15 protein-coding genes and 1 tRNA gene are annotated in these 15,135 nt (G+C 61.3%); 5 read left to right on the forward strand and 11 right to left on the reverse strand.

Annotated elements, in window-relative coordinates; genetic code table 11:
* Positions 1–16 precede the first annotated feature (16 nt).
* Together HUS66_RS09635 and HUS66_RS09640 are read left to right on the forward strand one after the other, a co-directional pair.
* Positions 17–757: an amino acid ABC transporter ATP-binding protein gene (locus HUS66_RS09635; protein ID WP_175070686.1), complete on the forward strand. Its 741-nt coding sequence runs from the start codon at positions 17–19 to the stop codon at positions 755–757.
* 3 nt (positions 758–760) lie between these two features.
* Entirely contained in the window at positions 761–1,429 is a 669-nt protein-coding gene (locus tag HUS66_RS09640) for an amino acid ABC transporter permease (protein WP_175070687.1), read from the forward strand.
* A gap of 47 nt (positions 1,430–1,476) precedes the next feature.
* Here the strand turns inward: HUS66_RS09640 and HUS66_RS09645 are convergent.
* Positions 1,477–1,553, reverse strand: a tRNA-Arg gene (locus HUS66_RS09645).
* A gap of 184 nt (positions 1,554–1,737) precedes the next feature.
* On the opposite strand from HUS66_RS09645, the gene HUS66_RS09650 reads away from it, so the two are divergent.
* Positions 1,738–2,178: a c-type cytochrome gene (locus tag HUS66_RS09650; protein ID WP_282848576.1), complete on the forward strand. Its 441-nt coding sequence runs from the start codon at positions 1,738–1,740 to the stop codon at positions 2,176–2,178.
* A gap of 142 nt (positions 2,179–2,320) precedes the next feature.
* On the opposite strand, the gene rep is transcribed toward HUS66_RS09650, so the two are convergent.
* The 4 genes from rep to pyrE form a co-directional block, all read right to left on the reverse strand.
* Positions 2,321–4,396 (reverse strand): DNA helicase Rep, encoded by a 2,076-nt coding sequence (gene rep / locus HUS66_RS09655; protein ID WP_175070689.1) that lies wholly within the window; start codon positions 4,394–4,396, stop codon positions 2,321–2,323.
* Positions 4,397–4,399: 3 nt separating this feature from the next.
* On the reverse strand, positions 4,400–4,930 hold the full coding sequence (gene trmL / locus HUS66_RS09660) for a tRNA (uridine(34)/cytosine(34)/5-carboxymethylaminomethyluridine(34)-2'-O)-methyltransferase TrmL (RefSeq protein ID WP_175070690.1): 531 nt from the start codon (positions 4,928–4,930) through the stop codon (positions 4,400–4,402).
* An 81-nt stretch (positions 4,931–5,011) separates the two neighbouring features.
* Positions 5,012–5,566, reverse strand: coding sequence for a YfaZ family outer membrane protein (locus HUS66_RS09665; protein ID WP_175070691.1), 555 nt, complete (start codon positions 5,564–5,566; stop codon positions 5,012–5,014).
* Between the two features lie 68 nt (positions 5,567–5,634).
* Complete coding sequence (pyrE, locus tag HUS66_RS09670) at positions 5,635–6,345, reverse strand: orotate phosphoribosyltransferase (RefSeq protein WP_254628771.1); 711 nt, start codon at positions 6,343–6,345, stop codon at positions 5,635–5,637.
* Between the two features lie 94 nt (positions 6,346–6,439).
* Between pyrE and HUS66_RS09675 the strand changes: the two genes are divergently transcribed.
* A complete protein-coding gene (locus HUS66_RS09675; RefSeq protein WP_175070692.1) occupies positions 6,440–7,207 on the forward strand; it encodes an exodeoxyribonuclease III in 768 nt (255 codons plus the stop codon).
* Between the two features lie 131 nt (positions 7,208–7,338).
* Here the strand turns inward: HUS66_RS09675 and rph are convergent, their stop codons facing one another.
* From rph to HUS66_RS17960, 5 genes are all read right to left on the reverse strand, one after another.
* The gene (rph, locus tag HUS66_RS09680) at positions 7,339–8,076 is read right to left on the reverse strand and encodes a ribonuclease PH (RefSeq protein ID WP_282848581.1); all 738 of its coding nucleotides are present in this window, start codon (positions 8,074–8,076) and stop codon (positions 7,339–7,341) included.
* A 333-nt stretch (positions 8,077–8,409) separates the two neighbouring features.
* Positions 8,410–9,198, reverse strand: coding sequence for a DUF3800 domain-containing protein (locus HUS66_RS09685; protein WP_254628772.1), 789 nt, complete (start codon positions 9,196–9,198; stop codon positions 8,410–8,412).
* 69 nt (positions 9,199–9,267) lie between these two features.
* Entirely contained in the window at positions 9,268–10,815 is a 1,548-nt protein-coding gene (locus tag HUS66_RS09690) for a DEAD/DEAH box helicase (protein WP_175070693.1), read from the reverse strand.
* Between the two features lie 194 nt (positions 10,816–11,009).
* Positions 11,010–12,587 carry a hypothetical protein gene (locus tag HUS66_RS09695; protein ID WP_217487976.1) on the reverse strand — a complete coding sequence of 526 codons (1,578 nt, stop codon included), beginning with the start codon at positions 12,585–12,587 and terminating at the stop codon, positions 11,010–11,012.
* Entirely contained in the window at positions 12,584–12,718 is a 135-nt protein-coding gene (locus HUS66_RS17960) for a hypothetical protein (RefSeq protein ID WP_282848582.1), read from the reverse strand. Before HUS66_RS17960 ends, HUS66_RS09695 begins: the two co-directional genes overlap by 4 nt.
* Before the next feature lie 299 nt (positions 12,719–13,017).
* Here HUS66_RS17960 and HUS66_RS09700 point away from each other — a divergent pair, with 299 nt between their 5' ends.
* Entirely contained in the window at positions 13,018–13,878 is an 861-nt protein-coding gene (locus HUS66_RS09700; protein WP_175070695.1) for a YicC/YloC family endoribonuclease, read from the forward strand.
* A 41-nt stretch (positions 13,879–13,919) separates the two neighbouring features.
* Here the strand turns inward: HUS66_RS09700 and HUS66_RS18010 are convergent, their stop codons facing one another.
* Entirely contained in the window at positions 13,920–15,071 is a 1,152-nt protein-coding gene (locus HUS66_RS18010; protein ID WP_282848587.1) for a methyl-accepting chemotaxis protein, read from the reverse strand.
* Positions 15,072–15,135 lie beyond the last annotated feature (64 nt).

Consider the following 15,135-nt stretch of genomic DNA (forward strand, 5'->3'; position numbering starts at 1 on the left):
GAGAGGAACGCCAAGAATGGCCGACGATCTGATTCTGGACGTGCAGGATGTGAAAAAAGCCTATGACGGCCTGGAGGTGCTCAAGGGCATCAGCTTCGGGCTACGCAAGGGCGACACCAAGGTCTTGATTGGGCCCTCCGGCTCGGGGAAAAGCACCCTGCTGCGTTGCATTAACCACCTCACGGTGCCGGATGCCGGGCGCATCTACCTCAACGGCCATGAGGTGCTGGATGACAACATCGATGCGATGCGGGCGCGTATGGGCTTCGTCTTCCAGGACTTCAACCTCTTCTCGCATCTGTCCGTGCTCGACAACGTGCGTATCTGCCAGATCAAGGTCAACGGCGCCACAAAGGAAGCCGCGACCCAGCGCGCCAAGCGCGAGCTGGAACGGGTGGGCCTTGGTGATAAGGCCGACGCCTATCCGGCGGAGCTTTCCGGCGGCCAGCAACAGCGGGTCTCCATTGCCCGCGCCCTGGCCATGGATCCCGATGTGCTGCTGTTCGACGAACCGACCTCGGCGCTGGACCCCGAGCTGACCGGCGAGGTCGTGCGAGTGATGCAGCAGCTGGCAGCCGAGGGCATGACCATGGTGGTGGTGACCCACGAAATGAGCTTTGCCCGCCAGGCCGCCGACGAAATCATCTTCATGGAGAACGGCCATATCGTCGAGCAGGGGACACCGGACGCAATGTTCACCGACTCCGTCCACGAGCGGACAAGGGCCTTCCTCAACGTCATCGCGGAGCACGGCTAAGCCATGCAGGAATTTATCTCCTTCGGTATCCAGTGGCTGCCTGAGCTGCTCAAGGGCGTGCCCATCACCTTGTCGCTATGGATCATCGCCATCACGCTGGGCTTCTTTCTCGGCTTGGCGCTGTGCTGGGCAAGGGTCTACGGCAATCGGCTCTTTTACTGGATCAGTACCGTCTATGTAGAGCTTTTTCGCGGCACGCCGATGCTGGTTCAGATGTTCTTCATCTATTTGGGGCTCCCTCAGGTGGGCATCGTCTTCGACGCCTTCACAGCGGCAGTGATCGCCATCACCCTCAACAGTGCCGCCTACCAGGCCGAGTACTTCCGTGGCTCGGTACTCTCGGTGCCAAAGGGCCAGATAGTGGCTGCCCGCGCCTGCGGCATGACGCAGTGGCAGGCGATCCGTCACATCATGCTCCCCCAGGCACTGCGACGAGTGATCCCGCAGTGGTCTAACGAGGCGATCATCGAACTCAAGTTCACCTCCATCGCCTACACCATCGGCGTGGTGGAGATCACCGCCATCGCCTACGATGTCGGCTCGCGGACCCTGGACTTCTTCATGATCTTCCTCTGGGCGGGGCTGATCTACCTGGCGCTGACCTCCACGGTGGCAAGCCTGCTGGGCTGGCTCGAGCGGCGCACCTATGTGCCCGGGGTGACCAGCATCTGAACGCAAAAAAGGGCCTGCGATTGCTCGCAGGCCCTTTTCGATGTTCTTGGCGCGCCCAGAAGGATTCGAACCTTCGACCCCTGCCTTCGGAGGGCAGTACTCTATCCAGCTGAGCTATGGGCGCGCAACTGCCGTATCGGCAGTGCCCGATCGGGCGGCCACAATCCTACCCGCCCACTGCGCGACTGTCCAGCCTGATGCAAGGAGCCGCTCTGGCCACGGCGTTTCCCGCTTCAGTGGTTGCCGTTATACTGATTTTCAGACGCCGATGCGGGCGCTCGATGACAAGAACGCAAGAGGTGGTGAGAGTGAACGTCAGCAAACTGATCATGGGCGGCCTGACCGCTCTGAGCTTGACCGTGACCAGCGCCGCGTCGGCCCAAAGCGACATGAGCCACGAAGCCATCGCCGAGCGCCTCGAACCGGTGGGCAAGCTATGCATGGCCGGCGAGGACTGCGGCACGGCCTCAACCAACGCCAGCAGCGGTAGTGACAGCTCAGGCGGCGAGCTCGACGGCGCCGCCATCTACGGCCAGGTCTGCGCTGCCTGCCACGATACCGGCGCGGCCGGCGCCCCCAAGAAGGGCGATGTCGAGGCCTGGGCACCGCGCCTTGAGAAGGGCTCCGAGACCCTCTACAGCCATGCCATCAACGGCTTCAATGCAATGCCGGCCAAGGGCGCCAATCCAAGCCTGTCCGATGATGAGGTCAAGGCCGCCGTCGATCATCTGGTGGCCACCAGCAAGTAGCCGCGTTTGGGACCGGCTCGACCGCCTGCTAAACACAACGACACCCAGCATTGCAAAGGGGCGCCAATCGCGCCCCTATTGCGTTCCCTCTGCGCGCCTGACAATGCTCACCCTCGTCGCGATCAGCCCGGTAAAAGCGGCTTCAGCCCAGTAGCGAGCGCAGGCCGGCGATGGCGTCCTTGCCCCGGGCCTGCTTCTTCTCGGGGTCTTCCTTGTCGGCGCGACCTTCCCAGTCGAGATCGTCCGGCGGCAGCTCGTCGAGGAAACGGCTCGGCGTGCAGTCGAGCAGCTCGCCGTAGGCCTTGCGCTGGCGGGCCAGGGTCAAGGTCAGAGTCCGGCGAGCCCGGGTGATGCCGACATAGGCGAGCCGACGCTCTTCCTCGACGGTGCCGGCCTCGACGGCATTGCGGTGTGGCAGCAGGTCTTCCTCCAGGCCCATCAGGTAGACATGGGGGAACTCCAGGCCCTTGGAGGCATGCATGGTCAACAGCTGCACCCGGTCGGAGTCGTCCTCCTCGGCCTGCTGCTCCAGGATGTCACGCAGCACCAGCCGCGAGATGGCGGCCTCGACGCCATCGGTCTCGGTCTCCAGGCTGTCGCTGTCCTCCGTGGCGCTATCCTCGGCGTTGCGCTCCATGGACTTCTCAAGCTGGTCGATCAGCGTCCAGACGTTGGCCATGCGCCGCTCGGCGACGGTGGGCGCGCTGGCGTTTTGATGTAGCCAGGCCTCGTAGTCCATCTCGCGCAGCATGTCGCGAATCGCGGCGATGGCGTCGCCCGAGTCCATGCGCCGGCGCACGCCGTCGATGAAGTGGGTGAAGCGTCCCAGGCGCTCGACGGCCCGCGCCGGCAACACCTGCTCGAGCCCGATTTCATGGCAGGCGGCAAACAGCGAGATGCCGCGCCCGGTAGCCTGGTCGTTGGCGTAGTTGGCGAGCTTCTCGAGCGTGCCGGGGCCGATCTCCCGGCGCGGCACGTTGACGATGCGCAGGAAGGCGTTGTCGTCGGCCGGGTTGATCAGCAGGCGCAGATACGCCATGGCATCCTTGATCTCGTTGCGCGCGAAGAAGGAGGTGCCGCCGGAGAGCTTGTAGGGAATCTGGTAGTGCTGCAGCTTGAGCTCCAGCAGTCTCGCCTGGAAGTTGCCGCGATAGAGCACCGCGAAGTCGCGCCATTCGGCGCGCTCCTTGATGCGTCGGGTGAGTATCTCGCTGGCCACCCGGTCCGCCTCGGCCTCCTCGTGGCGGTTGACCACCACACGAATCGCATCCCCCGGGCCAAGCTCCGACCACAGCGCCTTCTCGTAGACGTGGGGGTTGTTGGCGATCAGGGTGTTGGCGGCGCGCAGGATGGTGCCGGTAGAGCGGTAGTTCTGCTCGAGCTTGATAACGTTGAGGCGCGGGAAATCCTCGCCGAGGGTCACCAGGTTCTCCGGCCGCGCGCCGCGCCAGGCGTAGATCGACTGGTCGTCGTCACCGACCACGGTAAAGGTGGCGCGTTCGGCCATCAGCAGCTTGACCAGAAGATACTGGGACACGTTGGTGTCCTGATACTCGTCGACCAGCATGTAGTGGATCTTGCGCCGCCAGCGCGCCAGCACCTCCGGGTCGTCGCGCAGCAGCACCACCGGCAGCAGGATCAGGTCGTCGAAGTCCACCGCGTTGTAGGCCTTGAGGTGGCGGTTGTAGGCCTCGTAGACCCTAGCGGCAAACTGCTCGTCGTCATCGGCGGCATGCGATAGGGCATCGCCCGGCATCACCAGGTCGTTCTTCCAGGTCGAGATCTGGCCCTGCACCCGGTTGATCTGATCGGCATCGATCTGGGCGTCCTTCTGCATCAGGTCGCGCAACAGCGCCTTGGCGTCCTCGGGATCGAACAGCGAGAACCCCGGCTTGTAGCCCAGCGTCTTGAGCTCACCGCGGATGATATTGAGGCCCAGGGTGTGGAAGGTCGAGACCGTCAGGCCGTGACCCTCGCGGCCCTGGAGCAGTTGCCCGACCCGCTCCTTCATCTCTCGGGCAGCCTTGTTGGTGAAGGTCACCGCGGCGATCTTGCGCGCGCTCATGCCGCATTCCTGGACCAGATAGGCGATCTTGGTGGTGATCACACTGGTCTTGCCCGAGCCGGCGCCAGCCAGCACCAGGCAGGGGCCGTCGATGAAGCGCACCGCTTCCTGCTGGCGCGGGTTCAACTTGGCGAGGCGTTGCTTGATCGACATGGCTTACTCCTGATCGGCGGACGGCGCGGCGGCGTCAGGCTGGCCGGACCCCGGAAGGCCGTCCCCCGGAAGCCCGGCGCCAACGAAGCCAAGCTGCCGCCACGCCTCGAAGACCAGCACGGCACCGGCGTTGGACAGGTTGAGGCTGCGACTGTCGGGCAACATGGGAATGCGCAGGCGCTGCTCCGGCGGCAGAGCATCGAGCAAGGCCTGCGGCAGGCCGCGGGTCTCGGGGCCGAACACCAGGGCGTCGCCTGCCTGGTAGGCGGGCTCGTGATAGCCGGTGCGTCCACGGGTCGAGACGGCGAACACCCGGGCCGGGCGCGCGTCTGCCAGGTAGGCCTGCCAATTCGCATGCACCCGGACACGCGCCCATTCATGGTAGTCGAGCCCGGCGCGGCGCAGGCGCTTGTCGTCAAGCACGAAGCCCAGCGGCTCAATCAGATGCAACCGGAAGCCGGTGTTGGCGCACAGTCGGATCAGGTTGCCGGTATTGGGCGGAATCTCGGGTTCGAAGAGCACCACGTCGAGCATGCGAACATCCTGATCGAATAAGGGCCATAATGCAGTCGGGCCCCATTGCGGGGCCCGAAAACGCAGACGGTAAGAGCCGTCTTAGAAGTTCAGCCGCACGCCGATGTTGGCGCCGCTGTCGAGAGTGTGTGCACCGCCGGTACCGTCGAAGTCGCCGCGCAGGCGGCGATAGCCGACATAGCCGTCGACGTTCGGGGCGAAGGCATAGCGCGCCCGCACGCCATACTCGGCGCTGTCCTCGAGATCGCCGACCGTCACCACATCCGGGGTGTAAAAGGCGTAGCCGCCCACTGACATGGCCGGCAGGCTCGGCACATAGGCGTAGCCATAGCCACCCAGGCCGAGACCGCCACCATCGCCGAAATCGGTGTCGAGCTGCGTCCAGCGAGCGCCAAGCCCCATGTCGTAGCGGCTGTTGCGATCCACGCCCAGCAGCTGAACATGGCCTTCGGTGGTGTCGCCATGATCGTCGCTGTCCAACACGCCACCACCCAAGGCAATGCCCGGAGCGATGTCGCCGGCACCCTCGAACTGCACGGCCTCATCGCTGAGGTTCAAATCCAGGCTGCTAGCCTGGCAGGTCAAGGTGGCCGCCAGCAGGGCGGTACCGCTGATGAGCAGGGGAGTCAGTTTCATCGCAAAATTCCTAGGTCTAGATCATGAGTCCAGATGGTGTATCCAGCGCGTGCTCAAGCGTCAAGGTGTCACTCGGCGACGACACCACTCGAGACGACGCCGTAGCGGTCGCGGTAGTCGCGAATGGCCTGGGCATGGCCCTGCATGGCCTCGGAAGCGTACTCTTCCAAGTAGGCCAGCACCATATCCAGCGTAACGATACTGACGACCGGCATGCCATAGCGAGCCTCGACCTCCTGGATGGCGCTGCGCCGTTCGGCACCCTGCTCGACGCTGCCGCATTCCTGGCGATCCAGCGCGATCACCACGCCGGCCGCCTCGGCGCCTGCGTCGTCGATCAGTGTCATCACTTCGCGGATCGCGGTGCCGGCGGTAATCACGTCATCGATGATCAGCACCCGGCCTTCGAGGGCGGCGCCAACGATGTTGCCACCCTCGCCGTGGGTCTTGGCTTCCTTGCGGTTGAAGGAGAACGGCAGATCGCGCTGATGATGATCGGCAAGCGCCACAGCGGTACTGGCCGCCAGCGGAATGCCCTTGTAGGCAGGGCCGAAGAGCACATCAACCTCAAGGCCGCTGTCCGCGATGGCCTGAGCGTAGAAGCGCCCCAGCCGGGCCAGCGCCGAACCGCTCTTGAAGAGGCCAGCATTGAAGAAGTAGGGACTGACACGGCCAGACTTGAGGGTGAACTCACCGAACTTGAGCACGCCCTGTTCGATGGCAAATTCGATGAACTCACGCTGATAGTCCTGCATGCTTACCGCCCCGCTCGCTGCCATCTTCGGATCTCCTGACTGCCCTGGCCGCACGGCCATTTACCCAAACGTCGAAACGTCGGGTATCATACACGCGCGACGGAAAAGGGACCACGTAATGAAAATCGCCAGCATCAACGTCAACGGTATCCGCGAAGCGGTCGAGCGAGGCTTTCTCGACTGGTTGGCCGGTCAGGATGCCGATGTCGTCTGCGTCCAGAATCTCAAGGCCAAGAGCTTCGAACTGGACGACAGCATTCTTTACCCGGAAGGCTATGAAGGCTATTTCCTCGACGCCGAGGAAGACGGCTTTTCCGGCGTGGGGCTTTATTGCCGCAAGATTCCCAAGGCCATCATGTACGGGCTGGGTTTCCCCCAGTGCGACAATGAGGGACGCTTCCTGCAGGCTGACTACGACCGTTTCAGCATCGCCAGCTTCCTGATGCCGGACGGCAGTGATCCGACCGCCAAGCAGGACTTCATGAGCCAGTATCAGGATTATCTCGGCAAGATGGCGCGCAAGCGTCGCGAGTACATCATCTGCGGCACCTGGCACGTGGCTCACAAGACCATCGATCTGGCCAACTGGGCCGACAACCAGACCACGCCGGGCTTCAAGCCCGAGGAGCGGGCCTGGATGGATCAGGTATTCGGGCCAATCGGCTTTATCGACACCTTCCGCGAGGTCAACCGCGACGCAGGCGAGTACACCTGGTGGCCGGCCCTCGACCAGCACCAGCCGCGCTCCCGCCAGGAAGGCTGGCGTCTCGACTATCAGCTGGTCGGCCCCAACCTGCGCCGCAATGTGGTCGACGCCTGGATTGACCGGGACGCGACCTTCTCGGAGTTTGCGCCACTGATCGTCGAATACGACCTGGAGCTCTAAGCGCCTCTATTTTCTCGATACGCCCTTCGCACCTCCGTCGCAAGCGCCTAGCAGGCTAGGCGATAAGCCTCTGACGCCGGCCTCGAGCCGGCGTCTTGCACGGTGGGGCCATCATGCCCTGATCGACACCGCTACTTGCGAATGCCCAACGCCTCACGCTGATGATCGAAAAGCGTCGCGCCAGCGCCTTCCGCCAGGTCGAGCATGGCGTTGAGCTCAGCGCGGGAGAAGGCGCCCGCCTCGGCGGTGCCCTGCACCTCGATCAGCCCACCCTGCTCGGTCATCACCACGTTCATATCGGTGTCGGCGCGGCTATCTTCCGGGTAATCGAGATCGACCACCGGGGTGCCCTTGAAGAGCCCCACCGAGACCGAGCTAACCAACTGCTTGAACGGGTCTTTCTTGAGCTTCTTCTCACGCTGCAGATAGCGAATGGCATCGACCAGCGCCACGCAGCCGCCGGTGATCGAAGCCGTGCGGGTGCCGCCATCGGCCTGGATCACGTCGCAGTCGACGGTGATGGTGAACTCGCCCAGTTGCTTGAGATCCACCGCCGCGCGCAGTGAACGGCCGATCAGGCGCTGAATTTCCAGCGTACGGCCGCCCTGCTTGCCGCGCGTCGCCTCACGGCCGCTGCGGGAATGGGTGGCCCGCGGCAGCATGCCGTACTCGGCCGTCACCCAGCCCTGATTCTTGCCACGCAGCCAACGTGGTACGCCGGCTTCGACGCTTGCGTTGCACAGCACCTTGGTATCGCCGAACTCGACGAGAACCGAGCCTTCGGCGTGGCGCGTGTAGTCGCGAGTCAGACGGATATCGCGGGGCTGATCGGGCTGGCGGCCGCTGGGGCGCAGGGGTGTGGTGGACATGACATCTCTCGTTGCGGAAAAACAGAACAAAGGCCGGCAGAGCCGGCAGCTGGCCGCCATTCTACACGCTCACCCGCGGGAATCAGTGGCACTGAGCCAGCATCAGTGCCGAGCGTAAGGTAACGCCGCCTGCGATCGCCTGTACGTCGTGGTGCATGCGCCGGCGGCGTGGAGGGTTAAAAAAGCCGCAGTGCCAAAGAAAGCGCAAAACGGCATTGACGGATCGCGGATAGGCGCTCAGAATTCTCGACAAATGGACTGGGAGTGCCCGGTCGGCGTCTAGACCTCGGTGAGTTTCATCGGGGTCTTTCGCTATCTGGACGACGCAAAACCTCAGGGTAAGTGCTTGAGCCCCCACTGATCGTACCCATCCCCTACCGTTTGCCTGCCTCCCTCGCAGTAAAATTTCCTTCTCAACACATCGAATGCCTGATTGGCCTGTTCAGGGTTGAGGACATGACGTCCGATAGGTCGTGCCACGAGATCCGCCAGTTGCAGTCCCGCCGAATTACTGGCTTTCGCGGCCATACGGATGCTGAAAGGTAGGTCTTGCCGATACTTGTTGTCACCATCACAGATGCGACGAAACTCCAGTTCCAGCTCGTCATCTTCCTTCGCACCGCGCTTTTCAACGATGACGTGTGTCACGAGCTTTTCCTGACCTTTTTCTTTCACGAGATCGAAAAGCGTTTCCAAGCAGTGCTTTAACGCCAGATGGTAGGGATTATCCATTGCCTCATGGCTGCTGAGTCGGTGCTTTTCGATAACACAGGAAGCAAGGATGAAATTGCTTTTGTCGATCAACTCGCTCAGCCGCCCCATGAACGCCTGCTTGTCGGCTCGATTTCTAAACAGCCTGAAATCGCCTTTTTCCTTACGAATTTCGTGTTCGTGCAGAATGACCAGATCATGGCCAAAGTAGTCGAACTTCAGCTGCTGCAATGCCGGCACCACGGTCGACAGGTAATGTCCCTTGTAGAAAATGCAAAAGGCCAATACGAAGACCGGATAGTTGGCGTCTATATTGAGCATGCCGTGGTCACCGCTTTCATCGACGTACACCACGAAATCGCTGAACCCACGATTCTTACCCGTCTCCGGCATCACTGACTCATCTTTCATCGCGTTCCGATCCCCTCGACATCCATACCGTACTCGGCCGGCTCTTTTCGTTCAGCCCCAACGAGCCGTTCACTTCGACACCGGCAGTTGCGCTTTCGCCTCGGAGAAGTATTGCTTGCTGGCCCATATGTCGGTGCTACCCACGACGTAGACCCGCTTCTTCGAACGTGTCAGCGCCACATTGAGCAGGTTGGGCTTGCTGGAGGCCCACTCAGCGGCGCCCGGCGACTCACTGGAAAGCCCTAGCACGAGAATGACATTGTCCTCTTCCTTGCCTTGGAAGGTGTGGACCGTGCCCACGCGAGCCTTGAGCCAGTTACGCAGATTGTCTTGCCCGCCGAATTGAGCAGCCGGCAGTTCGCTTTCCAGGTGCTGCCTGACGCCTTGAGCGACCGCCTTGAAAGGCGAGATCACATAGACGTTCGGCGGCTCGCAAGTGCGCTCGATATGTGACTTGAGCATGTTGGCCACCCTCGCTGCCTGCGCAGGGACGAAGTGCTTGCCCTGAACGCTGCCGTCGACCTCGAACCAGCGACTATCCCCCGGCCCCGGTACCAGGTCATCATTGCCGTGGAGCATCTTATCGTTATAGGCGATGCGGTTAGCGATACTGAACATCGGCTCATTACAGCGCCGGTGCACACGCAGCGGGCTGCCGACCCAGAATTCGTCGGATATCTCATTCGTGCCATAAGGGTTGGCGCGATCCGCCACAACCTGCACCGAGGAGACCGTCGGGGACCACTTGTACCAGTCGCGCTCGAACTCCCCCCTCGCCATCGCCTCGACCAGCTCGGCCGGCACGGTGAAGACCGGCTCGATCTGCAGCGGATCCCCTACCACTACCGCGCGCCTGGCGCGCCAGAGTGCCCCGACCGCTTGCTGCGGTGACGCCTGCCCAGCTTCATCGACGAACAGCCAGCCAATCTCTCCTTCGCTGAGCGCCTTGAACTGGTTGGCGACCGAGGCAAAGGTCGAGGAGACCACCGGCACGATCAGAAACAACACCTGCCATAGCGCTTTCGCCGCATCGCGGTCATCGATATCGCCGTTCAGCGTGGACATCAGCACGTTGATGGTGGGCAGAAGCTGATTGCTGCGATCGGCATAAACCGCGACGAGCCACGCCTGATGCAGCTCGAAGGCGCATGCCGTCAGTTGTCCACGTGCCTGATTCAGCGCTCCGCAGTGGCCAAAGGAGGTACGCTGCACCTCGGCCTCTTCTAGATCGAGCGTGTCATCGGGCAGCAGCACATCGGCATAGCGCGCCTGTAGCGGTGCGCACTCACGACGCTCGCTTTCCAGTCGCCGCTCCAGTGACGCCAGACGCTGCTGACTGATCTCCGCCTGCTGCGCGGCGCGGCGTTCGCGCTGTTTAATCTCTTTGAGAATCGCGCGCTGTTTCCAATAGTCGCACAGCGCCCAGAGCGGCGTTTTCTTCACCTGCTGCTGGCTTTTCCAAAGCGCCACGCGGGCAGCGAAGCCGCGATGCTTCTCTGCCTGATGCCGTGCTGACTCAGTCTGAGCCTCGAGATTCTTGAGCGACAGCAAGCGCTTCAGGCCCGCCTGTGCGGACTCGACTTCGCGCTCTGCTTTCTTGAAAGCGCGCTGTGCCATTGTGAAATCCCGCTTGGCATCGCGCCCTTCTGCCAGCGCCTTGAGCGCCGGGATCAGAGTCGAGTAATGCTCGGCTTCACCCTGCGTTTCGCACTTCGTGATCGGCTTGAAAAAGACCCGCTCGCCGAAGGTATTTCGGTTGCCCTTCTTACCCAGTGCAGTCGCGATCAGTCCCCAGCAATCCTTACCTGGTATCAGCGTCTCGACATGCAGCTCTCCATCAGATTTTTCTCATGCCGAGCGGCGAGCTTCTGGCCTACTGGCTTGAGATAGCCCAGCTCCCGATATGCCGCCCCCAGCGCCTTCGACTGCGGCAGCTCGCGGGTGACGTTCTCTACCGCCGCGTTGTTGCTCGAGGCCACTACCATCTCGAACCCGGCAAGCTCAGGAATGAGCGTTTTGATGGGCTGTGGCTGGTCGTTGATCTTTGTCTGAAGACTCTCTCCGAAGGCGGCTTCGGGCGAGGCGAGCGCGGCTAGCACTTTCGCCCGCTCGACCACGTTGCGCGCCACCAAATCGCGCAGCATCGTCGTCTTACCGGTACCCGGCGGGCCGTTGACGGAGTAGAGCCCGGTCTCGGCCAGCTCCTCATCAATCGTGTTGATCGCAAACTGCTGCATCAGGCTCATCGAGTGGACGTCTTCGCCGGGCCAACGTCCCGGTGGCATGCGCTCCATCGCCAGGTTGCGCATCAAAAGCGATTTACCCTCGGGCAACAGCAGGTCCGGTTTTTTCTCGCCAGCTCCTTGTAAATAGCACGCCAGCGGCGAGCCGAGCGCGAGTCCCCGGTCTTTGGCCTGTGCCAGCACCCGTTCCAGGTCGCGAATAAAGAAACTGTTGAGAATCGCAAGCTCGTTGATCGCCGTTGGCGCTTCTTCTGGCGCCGCATCGGCCTCCAGCGCCGGGTGCATACCGTCGCCCGCGGCTTCCAGCCGATGAGGCAGTGCTTTGAGCGCCGACCACGTCTCAAGGACTTCGCCGGAGGCCACCGAGTCGGTTGCGTTTCTCTTCGTTTCGAAAAGCTGAACAACCAGCGCCGGTGCTTCGCTGCGCGGTGAAAACGCCGTCCAGCCCTGCATCGCCTTCAGCATCTCGACCAGCTCGAAGGGGGTTAGCCAGGGCGGCAACTCATGTTCGCGCTTGAGGTTGTCGGCAACGGTCAGAATGCTGTTCAGGCGCGCGCGGAAGATCTCTGTGGCCGCCTCAAACGCCTCGAGCGTTACCGTATCGAGCCGGCCCTGCTCTAGCGCGCCCAGCATCCACGGCGCGGTGGAAATCTCGAAGCTTTCGCGGTCGATGACACCGTTACTCTTGACCTTCACCGTCAACGAACAGGTCAGCCCCTCGTCGCGGCTACGCTCCACCCACGCTTCGCTCTGGTCCGGGTAGGCGTCGCGGGCGATTTCGAAGATATCGCAGCGTTTGAAAAGCCCCAGATAAAGCTTGTACCAGTAGCTGCCTTCGGGCCGATAACGGCGCCCGGCCCGCCGGACGTACTGTGCATTCAGCCACGGCAGGCAGTCAGGCGTGTCGACAAGCTCGGTACTGCGATAGTGAATCGCGCCCTGGCCGTCGTCGATATTCTTCAGTTCAGTGGATTCGAAAAACTCGACCTTATGCCAGAACGACAAAATGCGCTCGGCTTGCGTTGATGAAGCGGAGGAGGTCATGCCCTGGCATTTTTCCTTGTGAGTTTTTTGGCGCCTGCGCGGCGCGCGCTTCCTTGGCTTCAGCAGCGCATCGGCGCTGTGCCACGCTTTCTGCAGAGTCAACGGTTGATCAAGGCTTCTTCATTGGAAATGGTAACCGCAGCACTCTTGAGTTCGGCCAGGCGTGCCGCCTGCTTTAGAACAGCACGCGCTCCCCACTGGTCGATCTTGGGCAGCGGCGAGGGTGGGAACACGATGACACCTTATGCCATATATAGAAAAAGCGAAAATCTATACACAAGCCGCACGACATGCCAAGAAAACCGCAACCTCTTGGCATTAACGCCACGCTCATGACAAGAGGCCGGCGTTTGCTACACATGCCATATGGGCACTCGAACACCTCCAGCGGCAGGTCTGGCGATTAATGCTCCGTCAGCGCACTGACAACCGATATGAGCAGTTGGGCATGCCGATAGCATCTACACGCTCCCCCGCGGGAATCGGTTACACTCCGCCTTATTCCCACTCAGCTATATCGTCAGGAGTCGACATGGTGCACAGCATGACCGCCTTCGCGCGGGCCAGCCGCGAAGCCGACTGGGGCAGCCTCGAGCTCGAGTTGCGCTCAGTCAATCAGCGCTATCTCGATCTGCATTTCCGCCTGCCCGAGACCCTGCGCAGCCTGGAGCCCGACTACCGCGACGCCCTGCGCCAGCGGCTGAATCGCGGCAAGGTCGAATGCACCCTGCGCTTCGTGCCGACCAACGGCGAGACCCTGAGCATCAACGCCGAGCGCCTGGGCGGCCTAGCCGAGGCCCTCGGCGAGCTGCGCCGCACAGTGCCCGAGGCCGCGATGCCCGATGCTCTTGCGCTGCTCGAGCATCCCGGTGTGCTCGAATCGGGCGGCCCGGATATCGCCGAAGTGGCTGACAGCGCTCAGGCGCTGTTCGACGAGGCGTTGGATGCCCTGCTCGAGGCCCGTGCCAGAGAGGGCGCCGAACTCGCCGCGCTGATCAGAAGCCGTCTGAGCGCCGTTCGCGAGCAGGTCGACGAGGTGAAGGCCCAGTTGCCCGAGATCCTCAAGCGGCAGCGGGACCAGTTGCTTGCGCGGCTGGAAACGGTGCGGGCCGAACTCGAACCGCAGCGACTGGAGGCCGAACTGACCCTGATGGCCCAAAAGGCCGACGTCGACGAAGAGCTCGACCGCCTGGCAACGCATGTCGACGAAGTAGAGCGCCAGCTCACTCTCAAGGGACCAGTAGGCCGGCGCCTGGATTTCCTGATGCAGGAACTCAACCGCGAGGCCAATACCCTGTCTTCCAAGTCGGTGGTCGCTGAGACGACCCGCAGCGCCGTGGAGCTCAAGGTACTTATCGAGCAAATGCGCGAACAGATTCAGAACATCGAATGATTCTTCCCGCTACTTAACGCCCAATGCCCAAGACCAGCTACTCACAAGCTATCGATCGCCCGCGACACGCGCTCGGCACCGGAGAGAATCTCTCGAATCACCGACTGCGTTTGGGCAACCCGCTCACGATTGGTGGCGCTTTGATCGACCACCTCATTCATCCTTTCGCTGGCCTGTCGAATCAGCTCGTTATTCTCCCCCAGCACGTCGGAAATCTTTGTGGCGGCCTCGGTCGATCCCTGGGAAAGCTCTTTGACTTCCTTGGCGACAACGGCAAAACCGCGCCCATGTTCTCCGGCCCTAGCGGCTTCAACCGAAGCGTTAAGCGCCAGCAGGTTTGTCTGCTGTGCGATACGTGAGATGGCGTTGGTGATCTCGTTGATCGTATGGACCTGTTGATTGAGGGCGCTGATGACGTCTTGAGCCCCTTTAACTTCAGACGCCACATGCTGTGCGGTCTCGACGGCTTCCTCGAGCTGGCGGAGGCCATCTTTGGCAATCGTTTCCGTCTGCAGAGAGGTGGTTCGTGCAGATTCTACGGCACGACGAGCGGCATGTTCTTTTTCAACATCCTTAGTAATATCGGTGGCAAATTTTACTACTTTGAAGACGTTGCCACTCCCATCGACAACCGGGTTGTAGGTCGCTTCCAGCCAAACGATCTGGCCATTAGAAGCAATCCTCTTGAACTTACCCTGCCTTAAATTGTTTCTGGCCAATTCTTCCCAGAAACTAGAGTTTTCCTGATAAAACTCTGGCGTGCAGAACATCGAATGATGCTTACCCTTGACCTCAGGAAGGCTGTAACCCATAGCATCAAGAAAGTTTTTATTCGCTCTGACCACATGGCCTTCAGGCGTAAATTCGATCACAGCCATGGATGCATCGAGTGCGCTTAAAATGGCGCCTTGGTCGACTGCATTCTCGTGCTTATCAGTCACATCACTGGCAACCTTCACCACATAAGCGATTTTGCCATTTCTCCCCTCGACGGGCAGATACGTGGCTTCTAGCCAAACGTCGCCTCCGTTGGCATTGATACGCTGAAAGGTGCCACCTTGCCCCTTTCCTCTAGCCAATTCTTCCCAGAAAAACTCATATTCAGAGGATCGAAACGTTTCTGGCGTGCAGAAAATACGATGGTGCTTCCCTTTTATTTCTTCAAGATTATATTTAACACCTTGCCCGCAAATTCTGAGTGCAACACCTGATCAAATCGGTAAGGTGTTGTATCCATGTCATATTCAGAACTCTGCA

The sequence above is a fragment of the Onishia taeanensis genome (assembly GCF_013349955.1).
GTDB lineage: Bacteria > Pseudomonadota > Gammaproteobacteria > Pseudomonadales > Halomonadaceae > Onishia > Onishia taeanensis_B.

Bases quoted from the DNA above. Each gene is read 5' to 3' on its own strand.
- HUS66_RS09635 (WP_175070686.1), top strand. From the start codon at position 17: ATGGCCGACGATCTGATTCTGGACGTGCAGGATGTGAAAAAAGCCTAT.
- HUS66_RS09640 (WP_175070687.1), top strand. From the start codon at position 761: ATGCAGGAATTTATCTCCTTCGGTATCCAGTGGCTGCCTGAGCTGCTC.
- rep (WP_175070689.1), bottom strand. From the start codon at position 4,396: ATGTCGATCAAGCAACGCCTCGCCAAGTTGAACCCGCGCCAGCAGGAA.
- trmL (WP_175070690.1), bottom strand. From the start codon at position 4,930: ATGCTCGACGTGGTGCTCTTCGAACCCGAGATTCCGCCCAATACCGGC.
- HUS66_RS09665 (WP_175070691.1), bottom strand. From the start codon at position 5,566: ATGAAACTGACTCCCCTGCTCATCAGCGGTACCGCCCTGCTGGCGGCC.
- pyrE (WP_254628771.1), bottom strand. From the start codon at position 6,345: ATGGCAGCGAGCGGGGCGGTAAGCATGCAGGACTATCAGCGTGAGTTC.
- HUS66_RS09675 (WP_175070692.1), top strand. From the start codon at position 6,440: ATGAAAATCGCCAGCATCAACGTCAACGGTATCCGCGAAGCGGTCGAG.
- rph (WP_282848581.1), bottom strand. From the start codon at position 8,076: ATGTCCACCACACCCCTGCGCCCCAGCGGCCGCCAGCCCGATCAGCCC.
- HUS66_RS09685 (WP_254628772.1), bottom strand. From the start codon at position 9,198: ATGAAAGATGAGTCAGTGATGCCGGAGACGGGTAAGAATCGTGGGTTC.
- HUS66_RS09690 (WP_175070693.1), bottom strand. From the start codon at position 10,815: ATGGCACAGCGCGCTTTCAAGAAAGCAGAGCGCGAAGTCGAGTCCGCA.
- HUS66_RS09700 (WP_175070695.1), top strand. From the start codon at position 13,018: ATGGTGCACAGCATGACCGCCTTCGCGCGGGCCAGCCGCGAAGCCGAC.